Raw genomic sequence first — 13,793 nt, forward strand, 5'->3', positions numbered from 1 at the left:
CGCGGCCGGCGCGTGGTCTGATGCCCGGGAGGCGCGTTTGGACCACGCTCGGGGCCGTGGCGAGCGTGGCCGCGGTGGTCGGGCTCGTCGCGGTGGTGACGCAGGGCGGCTCGGGCGGCGGCGGGGCGAGCACCGTCGCGGCCGCGCCGGAACCGGTCTTCCAGTACCAGGTGCCGACCGACCCGGCGTACGGCAGGCCCGCGACCACCGGGTCCGGCGGTCCGTCCGCGTCCGCGAGCACGCCGGCCGCCACGCCGTCCGGCAACCCGGCGCCCGAGCAGCCCGCGGCACCGGGGGCCCCTGCGCCGCCGGCCGCCGGCCCGTCCGCGCAGGACCCCGCATCCCAGGCGCCCCAGGCACCCGCGGCCCAGGCTCCGGCGGCACAGCCGCCCGCGCGGCAGAACCCGCCGGCGCCCGCCGCGCAGCCGCGCGCGCAGACAACCAGGCCCCCGGCGGCCCCGGCGCCCAAGGCGCCGGCACCCGCCCCGCCTCCGCCACCGGCGCAGCCCGCGCCGCAGCAGCCCACCTTCCCGGGGGTCCCCTTGCAGAACCCGGCCTCGGGGAAGTGCCTCAGCGGCTCGGCGGGTTCGGACGGCACGCACGTGATCCTGTGGGGCTGCAACGGCAACGTGAACCAGAAGTGGGACATCAAGTCCAACGGCACGATCCAGATCAAGGGCGTGCTGTGCCTGGACGCGGCCTGGGGCGGCACGGCGAACGGCACCGTCGTGCAGATCGCCTACTGCAGCGGCAACCCGGCGCAGCAGTTCACGCTCCGCGGCAACGCGCTGTACTCCAGGACCGCCGACAAGTGTGTGGACGTCGCGAACCGGGCGACCAACGACGGTGCGGAGATGGTCCTTTGGGACTGCCACGGCGGCTCGAACCAGATCTGGGTGCGCCGCTGACCGGACGGCCGGGCGGCGCCTGACCGGCACGCGCGCCGAATCCCGGCGGGCAACGGGCCCGGTGCCTGGTGATCGACGCGTGGGACGGCGACGGCGTCACATACCGTCCCCGTCCCAGCGGCCGAGAGAGCGGCTGCGGACCGGCAGGGTGGACAGAATCGGCGGGAGCGGCCGGTCGACGCCGCGCTTCCACGGGCGGCCCACGCCCCAGTTGTGGGCGTGGTCGCCGGTACGTTCGTCGGGGTGCTCCAGAGTTCCGGGCGCCGGCCAGCCGAGGGCGGCGTGGGAGTGCGCAGACGCTTCGGCGGCTCCGGACTCGTGGCTGTGGTGGCCGTGGCCGTGGTGGCGGTGGTGGCCGGGGTCGGATGCGGTCCCGGGTGCCGTCTCGGGGCCGTGGTCAGGGCTGTGGCCGGGGCCGAGGCCCTGGCCCAGGCGGGCGAGGTCGAAGGCCGTCGCCATGGCGACAAGGCTCTGGTCGCTGCCGGTGCCGTGCTGCACGTAGTCGGTGTCCGGCGCGCCCCGCTCCTTTTGGAAGTTGAGGGCGGTGCGCAGCACCCGCAGGTCGCCGTCGGTGCGCCGGCTGCCGCCACCCGCGAGGTCGTGGGAGGAGTACGACCAGGTCATGCGTCCGCCGTCCGGCGCGTAGTTGACCGCGTCGCCGCCCCAGCGGACCCATTCGTTCTGGGTGTACCAGTTCTCCAGTTCGCCGTCCGACCGCATGAGCCAGGTGGTGCCGCCCTCCATGGCCACGAAGTGCCCGTGCTTGACCCGGGCGGGCCGGAAGAAGTAGGTGCCCGCGTCCAGGTCGCCGAAGTTGTAGGCCATCTTGCCGTCGAGGGTGTACGCCTCCTCGTAGCACGGGTGGTGCGCAAGACGGTGGTCCGCCCAGCCCTCCTGGGCGTACACGAGGCGCGTGTAGAACCCCGAGACCGGGTCGACGTGCAGGTACTTCACGAACAGCCCGGGCATGGGACCGGCGTTCGGCACGGCCAGCCAGTCGCTCTCGGCGGAGGCCCGCACGGTGATCTCGCCGCGGGTGTCCGGCCATCCGGGGTCGGAGGCGGAGTCCACGGCGTCGAACCCGGCGTCGCCGTACTCGCGGTAGTGCAGGATCCGGGAGCCCTCCGTGAACCGGAGCGCCTTCGCGGGCACGCCTTTCGGGGCGTGGACGTAGCCGCCCTTCCCCAGGACCTGATCCCCGTACCGCATTTCGCCCTCGAGGACGTAGTACTCGGTGTCCGCGTGGTGGACGCCCGGGCCACGCCCCCACTCGGTGTGGAAGTCGACGCGCAGCGACGAGGACCCGTCCTCCTCGTCGACGGACAACCGGCGTTCGCTCGCCGGGCCTTCGCCGCCCGGCAATTCGGCGCGGTGCCAGATGTAGTCCTTCTCCTGGATGGTCTCCACGTGGGGTCGCATGCCACGTCCCTTACAGAGTCGGTGTGTTCTGCGTGTTCTGCGTGTTCTTCGTGTTCTTCGTGTTCCGCTTTTATCTGACAACGCAGGTTGCAGGGCCCGAGTCGCAGCCTGCGCCGCCGGTGTTCCGATCCGATGCGCTCCGGCCGTCAACAGCGCCGCAGGTACGCGCCGGTCGGCGTCCCCGCGACCTCGCCGTCCCGGTACGCGACGCGTCCGCGCACGACGGTGTGCACCGGCCAGCCCGTCAACTCGACGCCCTCGAAGGGGCAGTGGTCCTGACCGGAGCGGCACAGCGCGGCGGTCACGGTCTGCGTCCTGTCGAGGTCCACGACGGTCAGGTCGGCGTCGAACCCGGGCAGGAGGTTCCCCTTGCCCACAAGGTTGTACGCCCGTGCCGGGGCGGCCGACACCGCCTCGACGATCCGCGGCAGCGGAATGCCCCGCTTGAGGTGCCCTTCCGAGAGCATCACCGGATACAGCAGGGCGGTTCCCCCGAAGCCCGGGGCCGCAGGCCAAAGCCGGTCGCCCTTCAACTCCTCGGCACAGCAAGCGTGGTCGGAAGCCACCCAGTCGATGTCCCCGGCCGCGAAGCGTGCCCACAGCGCCTCGTTGTCGGCGGCGGTGCGGATGGGCGGGTTGACTTTGCCGCCGAGACCGCCGCGCGCGTCGAGTGTGTCGTGGTCCAGGCAAAGGTGGTGCAGCGTCGTCTCGAAGCGCATGTCCGTATGCGGGTAGGCGAGCCGGGCCTGCACCGCCGCGTCGATCGCGTCGGCGCCCGAGAGATGCAGCAGGTTGATCCGCGTGCCGGTGTGCGACGCGATGGCAGTCGCCTCGCCGATCGCCACCCGCTCGGTCAGCGGCGGGCGTCCCTCGTGGTACGCCCGGAGCGTCTGCGGGTCCCCGGCCGCCTGCACGCGGTCGATGAACACCCGCATCAGTTCGCTCTGTTCGCAGTGCAGTGACAGGGACAGACGCAGTTGCGGGTTCGCGTCCTGGGCCGCGGCGACCTGCTCCATGAGCAGCAGCAGGTGGCCGAGGTCGTACTCGTCGCCCATGGTGAACGCGCGCGCGTCCCGGCTGTTCGAAGCGAGGTCGAACCCCTTGTAGAACATGTAGTACTTGAACGACGTGACGCCGTGTTCGCGGACCAGATAGGGGATTTCCCCGATCTGCGCGACCGTCATCGGGGCGAGGTGGAACCCGTAGTCGGTCCAGGCCTCGCCGGCGACCGCGGCAAGGACCTGTGGAAAGATCTCGCGGTACGGGCCGGCGCGGTTCAGATAGTGCGTGCCGGTGCGGAAGTACGAGACGACGGACGTGGCCCCGCCGACGAGCGACGACCGGGTCTCCTCGTACGCGTCGAGCCCGAGGTCACGGTAGATGCCGATGTGGAAGTGGGCGTCGACGGCGCCCGGGAGCACGACCATGCCGCGGGCGTCCAGCACGTCGTCGGCCCGCGAGACCGGGATGTGCGCGGCCAGTGCCGCGACCTTGCCGTCGCGTACGGCTACGTCGGCGCGCAGTTGCGTGCCGCCGGGGAGCACGACGGTGCCGCCTTTGACCACGAGTTCGTAGTGGGGCATGGCGCGTTGCGTCCCCCTTCGTACCGCAGAAGCAGAAGCAAGAGTCGGTGCTGGTGCTGGTGCTGGTGCTGGTGCTGGTGCTGGTGCCGGTGCCGATGCCGATGTCGCAGCCGGGGCCGGAGTCGCAGCCGGAGCGCAATTGTGAGACAGCGTTCCGGACAATGGAATGCCCTGGCTAAGATGACGATACGACCGTTGACCGGGTCGGCCAAGGGTGACGGAGGAGAAGCCGTTCCATGACGACCGAATCGCGCACGGCCGACGGACCCCGCGACCCACCGCTCGCCGGGGTGCAAGTACTGGATGCGGCAACGCTGTTCGCGGGGCCGATGGCCGCGACGATTCTGGCGGACTACGGCGCCGACGTGGTCAAGATCGAGCACCCGAGGCGCGGCGACCCCGTCCGCGACCACGGCCCCGGCAAGGACGGCGTGGGCCTGTGGTGGACCGTTCTCGGGCGCAACAAGCACACGGTCGGCCTCGCCCTCAACACGCCGGAAGGCGCGGAGATCATGCGGCGGTTGGCCGCCTGCGCCGACGTACTCGTGGAGAACTTCCGGCCGGGCACCCTGGAGCGCTGGGGGCTCGGCCCGGAGATCCTGATGGCGCTGAACCCGCGGCTGGTCGTCGCGCGCGTGACCGGGTTCGGGCAGTTCGGACCGTACGCCTCCCGACCCGGCTTCGGCACTCTGGCCGAGGCGATGAGCGGGTTCGCGGCGATCACCGGCACGCCCGAAGGCCCTCCCACGCTACCGCCGTTCGGCCTGGCCGACGGAATCGCGGCGCTCGCCGCGGCCCAGGCGGTGATGACCGCGCTCTACGAACGCGACACCCGTAGCGGCCGCGGCCAGGTCGTCGACCTGGCCATCATCGAACCCATCCTGTCGATCCTCGGGCCGCAACCCATCGTGTACGACCAACTCGGCATCGTCCAGGAGCGGACCGGGAACCGCTCGGTGAACAACGCCCCGCGCAACACCTACCGGTGCCGGGACGGAAAGTGGGTCGCCGTCTCCACGTCCGCGCACAGCGTCGCCGAGCGCGTCATGCGCCTGGTCGGGCATCCCGAGGTCGTCGGCCGGCCGTGGTTCACCTCGGGCGTCCGCCGAGCCGCGCACGCGGAGGAACTCGACGGGTACGTCGCCGCCTGGATCGCGGAGCGCGATCTCCCCGACGTCATGGCCGCGTTCGAGGCGGCCGAGGCGGCGGCCGCGCCGATCCACGACATCGCCGACGTCTTCGCCGATCCGCAGTACCAGGCGCTCGACACCGTCACCACGGTCGAGGACCCGGTCCTCGGTCCGGTGCGCATGCAGAACCTGCTGTACCGGCTGTCCCGGACTCCCGGCCGCGTCGCCTGGACCGGCCGTCCGCATGGCGCGGACACCTATCGCGTGCTCGGCGAACGCGCGGGACTCGGCGCCGCGGAACTGGACCGGCTCGCCGAGGCGGGTGTGATCGCGGGGGAGAAGCCGTGACCCGCGGAGCGTCCGGGGTGCCCGGGGTGCCCGCGGTTTCCAAGGTATCCGGGGCGTCCGAGGTGTCGCGGGTGCGAACCCACGTTCAGGAACTCGCCCGTTTCGCCGTCGCGTGTCGGGACGAGTCGTTGCCCGGGGAAGTGACCGCCGATGTCGTGCACCGGGTCCTCGACGTGCTGGGCAACTGCCTGGCGGGGCGCGCCGAATCCGAGGGAGCAGCCGCCCCCGATGCCGCCGTGCTGCGGCTCGTCGACGGCTGGGCCGGGGTCCGCGAAGCGACGGCCGTCGGGTCCGGCGTGCGCCTGCCGGCGCCGAACGCCGCACTGGCGAACGGGACGTTCGCCCACCTGCTGGACTTCGACGACACCCACCTGCCGAGCGTGTTGCATCCGTCCGCCAACGTCGTGCCCGCGGCCTTGGCTGCCGCGGAAGCCGCGGACGCACCGACCGCCGTGCTGCTTGCGGCAGTTGCGGCGGGCATCGAGGTCACCAATCGTCTCGGCATGGCGTCGTACTCCGCCGAACTGGGCAACTCGGTGTTCTTCGACAAAGGCCTGCACGCGACGTCGATCTGCGGTGCGCTCGGGGCGGCGACCGCGGCGGGCCTGGCGTACGGTCTGGACGCCGAAGCGCTGGCGTCCGCCGTGGGCATAGCCGCCAGCATGGGTGCCGGTCTCCTGGAGGCGAACCGGACCGGGGGCACCGTCAAGCGGGTGCACTGCGGCTGGGCGGCCCACGGCGGAGTCGTGGCCGCGGCACTCGCCCGCGAGGGCGTCACCGGGCCACCCACGGTGCTGGAGGGCCGGTTCGGCTTCTTCAACGCCTACCTGGACGGCAAGTACGACGCTGCCGCCCTCACCGGCGACCTGGGAACGCGGTGGGAGTTGCTGCGCACCGTCTACAAGCCCTACCCCAGCAACCACTTCACCCACCCCGGGATCGACTGCGCGCTGGCCCTCCGGGCCCGCGGTCTCTCCGCGGACGAGGTCCAGCACGCCGAACTCGGCATCGCCGAACCCGTATTGCGTACCATCGCAGAACCCCGTGCGCTGAAGATCCGGCCGACCACCGGGTACCACGCGAAATTCAGCGGACCGTACACCGTGGCTCGTGCGCTGCTCGGGGGCGGCGGACTCGGACTCCATTTGGACGACTTCTCCGAGGATGCGCTTGCCGACCCGCGCCTGCCGGACCTCGCGCAGCGCGTGACGGTGGTCGCGGACGAGTCGGCAACAGCCCGATTCCCGGCCTCTTTCGCCGCGGTGCTGCGGGTCACGACGTGCGCGGGCAGGGTTCTGGAGCACCGGGTCGACTGTTCGCGGGGTGGGCCGGAGCATCCGTTGTCGCGCACGGAACTCCTGGCGAAATTCCGCCTCAACGCCGTACGCGCGCTGCCTCCGGACCGGACGGAAGGCCTCTTGGCCGCCGTGGTCGCGATGGCCGAGGGCAACGTGGACTACCGGCACGTACTCGACCTGACGATGCCCGCCGATTGACGTCGGGTCGGAGCCCGCACGGCCGACGCCGTGCCGGACGTTCTGGGGGTGGGACCCGGGGCGGGACCCCGCGGGGCGGGTCGCATCGGCGGGATCCCGCGCGATCCGGCGGATCAGTCGGTCCGGTCGGTCGGCTGGGTCAGGTCGGGCGGCTCGGGCCGGGGGCGGAGACCCGCCAGGCGGGCTGCCGCCAGCGTACGCCGGGCGCCCCGTACGACGGCCAGGTCCACCATGCGTCCGCGCCCGTCGACGAACACCCCGTTCCCGGAGGCAATCGCCGCCTCATGGCCCGCGACCACCGCGTACGCGCGCTCGACGTCCCCGGGCGTCGGGGTGAATACCTCGTTGACCGTGGTGAGTTGCGCCGGATGGATGCACGCTCGGCCGGCGAACCCCAGGCGCCGCAGCGCGACTGTGGACTCCCGCAACGCGCCGAGGTCGGTGTAGTCCGTGCTGACCGGGCCGACCGGCGGATCGATCCGGGCGGCTGTCGACGCCAGCACGACCTGGCTGCGGACCCACAGCAGTTCGCGCTCGTCCGGGCCCGGCTCGACGCCGATGTCCGCACACAGGTCCGCTTCGCCTATCTGAAGGCGCCGCACGCGGGGCGTCGCGGCAATCTCCCGTGCCGCGAAGACGGCCGCCGCGGACTCCAGCAGCGGAGACAGCGCGATCCGGCCGTCCTGGAGTCCGCGTTCGGACTCCAGAGCGCCGATCAGCCAGGAGACCTCGGCTACTTCGGCAGCCGATTCCGTCTTGGCCAGACACACTCCGGCCAATGCGGGGCCGACCACGGCCGCCAGGTCGGCGCGACCGACGGCACCGGGGTTCACACGCACCCACAGGGCGGGTTCAGCTGCCACGGGGGCCGGGCGTTCGGCGAGGAAGGCCGCCACGGCGGCGCGCGCCCTCTCCTTCGCGGCGGCCGCCACGGAGTCCTCCAGATCCAGGATGAGCGCGTCCGCCCCGCGCGCGACGGCCCTGCGCAGGACCGCGGGCCGGTCGCCGGGCACGTACAGATGGGAGCGTGGCGCGGCGTCCGCTGCGGTGGTCATCCGGTCCCCTCCTCGACGGACGTACTACGCGCCCGTGCCGGTCCTGGGCGTTGTGGGAGGCGGAGGGGGCACGGTCGCGGAATCGGGAGCCGAAGGGGAAGCGGTGCGGAAGCGGTCAGGGATGCCGGGCACGGTGCCCGCGCGCCCGAACGCGCCCGCGCGCACGAGGTCCGCGATCCGTTCGTCGGAGCATTCGGCGACCTGCGTCAGGACGTACTCGAAGTCCTCGTTGCGACGCGGCGCACGGCCGTCGGGCCGCGGATCCGGGCCGACCCGGACAGCCGTGCCGGGAAGGCGCATTCGCCCGTAGCGCGGATGCTCCGTCGTCACGACCATGTCGCGGGCGGCGGTGTGCGGGTCGGTGAGCGCGTCCGGGACGGAGTTGACCGGGCCGCAGGGGACGCCGACCGCGGACAGGGCGTCCAGCCACGCCGCCGCCGGTCGTGTGCGGAACAACGGCTCCAGCAGCGCCAGGAGTTCGCCGCGGTTGCGCTCGCGGTCGGCGAAGGTGGCGAACCGGGGGTCCTGTGCCCATTCTTGGTGTCCGACGACCTCGGTCAGCCGCTGCCAGAACTTCTCCTTCGGGCATCCGACGACGATCCAGGCGTCGGCGGTGCGGAAGAGCTGGAACGGCACGAGGGAGGGATGCGAGGAGTGCCGCGTGCGGCGGGGCTCGTACCCGGCGTTGAGGTGCCAGGCGGCCGGGTAGTTGAGCAGCGACAGCGCGGTGTCGAAGAGGGACACGTCGCAGTCCATGCCGGTGCCGTCCCGCCGGGCCGCGTGCAGACCCGCGAGCAGCGAGACGGCCGCGACGAACCCGGCCGAGTAATCGACAAGCGACAGGCCGGACTTGGCAGGCGGGCCGTCGGGTTCCCCGGTCACGTCCATCCAGCCCAGCAGGCCCTGGAGGATGTAGTCGTACCCCGGTTCCGCCACGCGCGGACCGGTCATGCCGAACCCGGACAGCGAGCAGCACACGATGCGCGGGTTGAGGTGCTTGAGGTCGTCGTACGTGATGCCGATCTTGGCGGGCACGTCCCCGCGGAGATTGGAGTAGACGGCGTCGGAGGCGCGCACGAGTTCGTCGAAGACCGCGCGGCCGGACGGCGAGGCCAGGTCCAGCGACAGGCTGCGCTTGTTGCGGTTGAAGACCTCGAAGAAGAGCGAGTCCTCGCCCTCGGCGTACGGCGGCACGTATCGGCCGACGTCTCCGGCGACGGACGGGTCCTCGATCTTGATGACCTCGGCCCCGAGGTCGGCGAGGTGCAGCGAACCCCACGGCCCGGCGCCGTACTGTTCCACCGCGATGACGCGCACGTCCTCCAGGGGACGCCTGCCGGGCGCCATCAGACGGCCGCCGCGGGGGCGGTGGCGGTTCGGCCGACGAAGTCGTGGGGGAATCGCCCGAGTTGGGCGGTGGGGCGAACGGTCATGTGCGGCGTCCCTCCCGGAGGCGGCGGGCGGACGGCCGCCGACCTGCCGCCATGGTAGGCACTGTTCCACCAGGCGCTCAAGCGTTCCGGAGGGCAAACCCCGAGGAGGCCAAGGGGGTTGCGCAGGCTGGTGTTCCGCTCCGTGGAACAACGATCGCGTCGTGGCTATGATGGCAGCCCGTCCTGCCCGAGGAGCCACAGGTGCCCGCAGCCGCCGCCGACGTCGAGGAAACGACCGGCAGATCCATTGCCGCCGTCGAGCGCGCGATCGATGTGCTGCTGTTCTTCGGACGCAGCGGCCGCCCCGACCTGGGCGTCACCGAGATCTCCCAGGAACTGGGCATCACCAAAGGCGCGGTGCACCGGATCCTGACCGCGCTGCGCAGCCGCCGCCTGGTGACCGCCGACCCGACGACGCGCCGGTACGCCCTGGGTCCGGCCGCGGTCGCGCTGGGCCGCGCGTACCTGGCCCGCACCGACCTGCGCATGCTGGCCGCACCGGAGTTGCGCCGCCTCGCCGAGACGTGCGGCGAGACCGCCACATTGTCGGTGCGCCGCGGCGAGACCCGGCTCTACGTCGACCAGGTGCCGCCGAACAGCGAGTTGCGCATCGAGGTCCCGCTCGGAACACCGTTCCCGCTGCACGCCGGGGCGTCGTCCAAGGCGATCCTCGCTTTCCTGACCGAGGACGAGATCGACGCGTACCTCGGACAGGCGAGGCTCGAGGTGCTGACCGAGCGCACCGTCACCAACGCCGCCGCCTTGCGCAAGGAGATCGGGCTCATCCGCAAGCGCGGGTACGCCACCTCGTCGGGGGAGCGCCAGGAGGGTGCGGCCGCCGTCGCCGCGCCCGTACTGGACCACGACGGGTGCGTGATCGCCGTGGTGAGCCTGGCGGGACCGCAGTTCCGCTTCCGGCAGCGGGTCTCCGAGTACGCCCAGCACGTGGTGGACGCGGCGAACCGCGTGTCCGCGGAATTCGGCCACGGTCTCGTCGGCACCGACTGAGGCACTCGCCGCCGCCCAGCCGACGCGTCGGCCCATCGGCCCCTCGCTGCCGCCGGCCCCGCCGCCGCAGAGCCGTGTCCCAAGGCCCTTTTCGGGCCTACCGCGCCGCGTTGCGGAGGCAGCCTCGCCCTGATGTAGTCGATTTATTCAGGTTTGTCACCCGGGCGTATGGCGAAAGCGGGATCATCATGGACACCGAGCCGACCCCAACCCTCGACGGCATCTGGCGGGAACTCGCGCGCAGCGCGTGGCAGGCGGTGTTCATCACCGGCCTGCTCTCCCTGGCGCTCGGCATCGTCGTCCTCGTCTGGCCCGGCCCGTCGCTGCGCGTCGTCGGCGTGCTCTTCGGCCTGTACCTCCTGGTCAGCGGCATCTTCCAACTGGCCTCGGCGTTCGGCACGCACACCACGACCGGGATCCGCGTGATGGCCTTCATCAGCGGTGCGCTGTCGATCCTGCTGGGCCTGTTCTGCTTCCGCGGCACGCTCCAGTCGATCTTCCTGCTCGGACTGTGGATCGGCATCGGCTGGCTTTTCCGCGGCATCGCGGAGGCGATGGCCGCCGCATCCGCCCCCGACATGCCCGGCCGTGGCTGGCACGGCTTCCTCGGCGTCGTCACCGCGGTCGCGGGCGTCGTGCTGGTGGTGTCCCCGTTCGAGTCGGTCTCGGTGCTGACCGTGGTGGTCGGCTGCTGGCTCATCGCGGTCGGGATCGTGGAGATGATCACGTCGTTCCGGATCCGGCGCGAGGCACACCGCGTGTCCGCCGAGTGGAGCGCGCAGGGCGCCGGAGCCCGGGTCGACTGACCCGGGCGGCATCCGCCGCGCGTACGGGGCGCGCGTACGCGTCAGGCTCCGGCGGCCAGTGCGGGCACCCCCGGTCCGGTGAGCACCTCAGGCGCCACTGGACGCCCGGAGACGGCGAGCAGCAGGGCCAGCGCGGTTCCGCGTACCTCGGGACCGTCGCCGATCACGAGGTCGGTGTCCGTCGCGGTCAGGCGTACCCGCGCCACCAACTCCTTGGCCCCGCCGAACGACGCCGAGGTGCGGGTTTGCAGGCGCACCGCCCGGACGACGGCGTCCTCGTGGTACGTGTGGCCGATCCCCAGCGGCCGCCGGATGTCCTCGCCGTGCACGACCTCCTCGACGAACCGGGTGTCCAGGGGCGCCGGCGGTGCCGACGTCCGCGAGGCGGCGGCGCGGAGGCGCTCCAGGGTCTCCTGCGGGGTGGCACCGCGTACCTGCGCGATGCCGCGGGCGTTCTGCTTGTCGAAGTCGAACCGGGCGCGCACGAAACTGGTGACGAAGTTCAGGCGCGTCGTCCGGGCGCCGTGCACGAGATGCGCGGCGACGTCGTGCACGGTCCAGCCGTCGCACAGCGACGGCTCGTCCCATTGCGCGGCGTCGAGCCGACCGAGGTCGTCGACCAGCGCCGCCCGCTCGGCGTGCACGATCGACCAGACGTCGTTGTCCTTCACGGCTGCTCCTTCGCCCGCCCACAGTGTCTGCCATCCATGACTCGGACGAGGGCGGAAACTCATCGCACCGGCGTGCCGAATCACCGGCGCGGGCCGTGCGACGCACGGCATGATCTGTCCGGGCGCCCGCGCCCGTCCGTGATCCGCCTGCCTTTCGGCCGCCTTTCCAAGGAGTACGCGCGTGCCCGCACACGACCGAGAGGCGGCACAGGCCCGCGCCGTGCTGCTGCGCGTACTCGACGGTTTCGACGCCGAGCTGGCCGACGTCGAGGCGCGGGTGGCCAGGCTCGGTTCGCCTGCCGCGGCGGTGTCGCGCACCTTGGCCGCCGCCGGCATCCGGGATGCCTGGCGGGCCGCCCCCGACCCGACCGATCTCTTCCTCGACCCGACGCCGGTCGGGTGGTTCACCGCGCAACTCGCGCAGGCCCGCGCCTGCCTCCCGGCCGGGCCGGGGGAGGGCTTCGGCCCGGACGCCTCGGGCCGGTACACGGCCCCGTGCCTGTTCGACCCCCACCACGCCCCGGCCGAAGTGAGCGCGCTGTGGCAGCCGTCGCCGCAGCTGCTGCCTCGGCCGGTGCCGTGCTGTGCCGAGGACGCCGCGCGCCTCGCCGCCGGTCAGCCGCCACGGGCGCGCGAGTTCGCGACCGAGCGCGGCCCGCGCCCGCTGTGGGCCTGCGGCGATCGCATCCAGGTCTTCTGGCTGCTGGGGCACTTCACGCTCGCGGGCTGGGAGCGGCTGGCCGCCGTTCTCGCCCACACGGCGCTGGCGTCGCCGCTCAACTACGTGATGACCCATCAGTGGTCCGACGACCACGACTGAGTCCCCGGGCCGCGCGGGCCGCCCGAGTCGCCTGAGCCCGAGTCGCCCGAGCCCGGGTCGCCCGAGTAGGCCGAGCCGGCCAAACAGGCCAACTCACCGGGTCAGCGGACCGGGGGCGGTTCCTCGCCGGCACCCGGAGTGCTCGATCCGTCGGGTCGTCGTGTGCCCGGGGCACCGGGCTCGTCCGGCTGCCGGGTCGCCTGGTCCGCACTGGTACGCACGGGGCTGACCGACGGGTCGGACTGCCACTCGTGGGTGTCGGCGCGCCGCTGCGCCCGTGCCTGCAACTCGGCGTCGGTCGTACGCTGCATGCCCAGCCGGCGGCGGGTCCGCGGCCAGCTCGCCGCAAGGGCGAGTCCGGCGCAGAAGATGAGTGCGATCGCCAGCCCGGACACAAAGATCGCCAGGCTGTTGAGGGTGACTATGTCCTGGTCGAACATGCTCACGGTGTACTCGGGCCCGCCCGAGGTGTTGTACGCGATGAGCAGCGCCGCGAACGCGGCGGCCGCCGCTGCGATGAGGAGTCCAACGAAGATCATGGCTCTTCTGCTCTCTTGCTCGCTTGCTCTGGGCTCTTGGGGTGCCCTGGATGGTCTGGGGCCTCTTCGGTGCGTCCGGTCCGTCCGGCGCCTTCGGTGCCCGACCCGCGGCAGGCCCTGTGCGGCACGCGTCGGCCCGTCGGTCTGCCACCACGGAGCCGGCCGTTCGCCGGTCCGTCGCCGCGCGGCTACCCGCTGACGCCCACCCCAAGCAGCCGCGCGGCACGATGCGGAGATCGCATGCCGCGGAGGCGTACGGTGGCGACGCTGTCGTGAGCGGCGACAACTCCGGCGAAGCCACTGCGGCGGAGCCGCCTTCGCACGATGCCGGACCCGCCTGACCGTGTGGGTGGCCCTCGCGGCCAACATCCTCATCGCAGCCGCGAAGGCCGTCGCGGGTGCGGTGGCCGGTGCCCCCGCGTTGCTCTCCGAGGCCGCGCACTCGATCGCCGGTCGATCGGGCTCCTGCTGGTGTTCATCGCGTACCAGCTGGGCAGGGCGGCACGCGACCCGCTGATCGGCGAGGCTGCCGACGTGGGGCTGCAGCGGGCGATCCTGCGCCATCTAGTGCTGTGAC

General features: G+C 72.4%; 13 protein-coding genes. 7 read left to right on the top strand and 6 right to left on the bottom strand.

The genetic code is table 11. From position 1 onward, the window contains the following. Window positions 1-56: 56 nt before the first annotated feature. Window positions 57-908: an RICIN domain-containing protein gene (locus ACWD12_RS11855; RefSeq protein WP_450099412.1), complete on the top strand. Its 852-nt coding sequence runs from the start codon at window positions 57-59 to the stop codon at window positions 906-908. Between the two features lie 96 nt (window positions 909-1,004). On the opposite strand, the gene ACWD12_RS11860 is transcribed toward ACWD12_RS11855, so the two are convergent. Together ACWD12_RS11860 and ACWD12_RS11865 are read right to left on the bottom strand one after the other, a co-directional pair. Then, window positions 1,005-2,327, bottom strand: a complete 1,323-nt coding sequence (locus tag ACWD12_RS11860; RefSeq protein ID WP_450099413.1) for a DUF4437 domain-containing protein — start codon at window positions 2,325-2,327, stop codon at window positions 1,005-1,007. Between the two features lie 146 nt (window positions 2,328-2,473). After that, window positions 2,474-3,910 (bottom strand): dihydroorotase, encoded by a 1,437-nt coding sequence (locus ACWD12_RS11865; protein ID WP_450099414.1) that lies wholly within the window; start codon window positions 3,908-3,910, stop codon window positions 2,474-2,476. 47 nt (window positions 3,911-3,957) lie between these two features. On the opposite strand from ACWD12_RS11865, the gene ACWD12_RS11870 reads away from it, so the two are divergent. The 3 genes from ACWD12_RS11870 to ACWD12_RS11880 all read left to right on the top strand — a co-directional run bounded on the left by ACWD12_RS11870 (window position 3,958) and on the right by ACWD12_RS11880 (window position 6,884). After that, entirely contained in the window at window positions 3,958-4,089 is a 132-nt protein-coding gene (locus tag ACWD12_RS11870; protein WP_450099415.1) for a hypothetical protein, read from the top strand. Between the two features lie 57 nt (window positions 4,090-4,146). Then, entirely contained in the window at window positions 4,147-5,388 is a 1,242-nt protein-coding gene (locus tag ACWD12_RS11875; protein WP_450099416.1) for a CaiB/BaiF CoA transferase family protein, read from the top strand. A 71-nt stretch (window positions 5,389-5,459) separates the two neighbouring features. Further along, window positions 5,460-6,884, top strand: coding sequence for an MmgE/PrpD family protein (locus ACWD12_RS11880; RefSeq protein ID WP_450099417.1), 1,425 nt, complete (start codon window positions 5,460-5,462; stop codon window positions 6,882-6,884). A 113-nt stretch (window positions 6,885-6,997) separates the two neighbouring features. Here ACWD12_RS11880 and ACWD12_RS11885 read toward each other — a convergent pair whose 3' ends face one another. Continuing rightward, complete coding sequence (locus ACWD12_RS11885) at window positions 6,998-7,939, bottom strand: HpcH/HpaI aldolase/citrate lyase family protein (protein ID WP_450099418.1); 942 nt, start codon at window positions 7,937-7,939, stop codon at window positions 6,998-7,000. Between the two features lie 24 nt (window positions 7,940-7,963). Further along, the gene (locus ACWD12_RS11890) at window positions 7,964-9,256 is read right to left on the bottom strand and encodes a CaiB/BaiF CoA transferase family protein (RefSeq protein ID WP_450099419.1); all 1,293 of its coding nucleotides are present in this window, start codon (window positions 9,254-9,256) and stop codon (window positions 7,964-7,966) included. Window positions 9,257-9,573: 317 nt separating this feature from the next. Here ACWD12_RS11890 and ACWD12_RS11895 point away from each other — a divergent pair, with 317 nt between their 5' ends. Together ACWD12_RS11895 and ACWD12_RS11900 are read left to right on the top strand one after the other, a co-directional pair. Beyond that, window positions 9,574-10,380 carry an IclR family transcriptional regulator gene (locus tag ACWD12_RS11895; RefSeq protein ID WP_450099420.1) on the top strand — a complete coding sequence of 269 codons (807 nt, stop codon included), beginning with the start codon at window positions 9,574-9,576 and terminating at the stop codon, window positions 10,378-10,380. Between the two features lie 188 nt (window positions 10,381-10,568). Then, window positions 10,569-11,186, top strand: coding sequence for an HdeD family acid-resistance protein (locus tag ACWD12_RS11900; protein WP_450099421.1), 618 nt, complete (start codon window positions 10,569-10,571; stop codon window positions 11,184-11,186). Window positions 11,187-11,227: 41 nt separating this feature from the next. On the opposite strand, the gene ACWD12_RS11905 is transcribed toward ACWD12_RS11900, so the two are convergent. Beyond that, window positions 11,228-11,857, bottom strand: coding sequence for a maleylpyruvate isomerase family mycothiol-dependent enzyme (locus tag ACWD12_RS11905; protein WP_450099422.1), 630 nt, complete (start codon window positions 11,855-11,857; stop codon window positions 11,228-11,230). Window positions 11,858-12,038: 181 nt separating this feature from the next. Between ACWD12_RS11905 and ACWD12_RS11910 the strand changes: the two genes are divergently transcribed. Beyond that, window positions 12,039-12,677, top strand: coding sequence for a hypothetical protein (locus ACWD12_RS11910; protein ID WP_450099423.1), 639 nt, complete (start codon window positions 12,039-12,041; stop codon window positions 12,675-12,677). A gap of 101 nt (window positions 12,678-12,778) precedes the next feature. Here the strand turns inward: ACWD12_RS11910 and ACWD12_RS11915 are convergent, their stop codons facing one another. Beyond that, the gene (locus tag ACWD12_RS11915) at window positions 12,779-13,216 is read right to left on the bottom strand and encodes a hypothetical protein (protein WP_450099424.1); all 438 of its coding nucleotides are present in this window, start codon (window positions 13,214-13,216) and stop codon (window positions 12,779-12,781) included. Window positions 13,217-13,793: the final 577 nt, after the last annotated feature.

This window comes from Streptodolium elevatio (assembly GCF_053592165.1).

What these genes read in the sequence shown, in the direction of transcription:
- ACWD12_RS11860 (WP_450099413.1), bottom strand. Translation starts at nt 2,327, where the DNA reads ATGCGACCCCACGTGGAGACCATCCAGGAGAAGGACTACATCTGGCAC.
- ACWD12_RS11865 (WP_450099414.1), bottom strand. Translation starts at nt 3,910, where the DNA reads ATGCCCCACTACGAACTCGTGGTCAAAGGCGGCACCGTCGTGCTCCCC.
- ACWD12_RS11875 (WP_450099416.1), top strand. Translation starts at nt 4,147, where the DNA reads ATGACGACCGAATCGCGCACGGCCGACGGACCCCGCGACCCACCGCTC.
- ACWD12_RS11885 (WP_450099418.1), bottom strand. Translation starts at nt 7,939, where the DNA reads ATGACCACCGCAGCGGACGCCGCGCCACGCTCCCATCTGTACGTGCCC.
- ACWD12_RS11900 (WP_450099421.1), top strand. Translation starts at nt 10,569, where the DNA reads ATGGACACCGAGCCGACCCCAACCCTCGACGGCATCTGGCGGGAACTC.
- ACWD12_RS11915 (WP_450099424.1), bottom strand. Translation starts at nt 13,216, where the DNA reads ATGATCTTCGTTGGACTCCTCATCGCAGCGGCGGCCGCCGCGTTCGCG.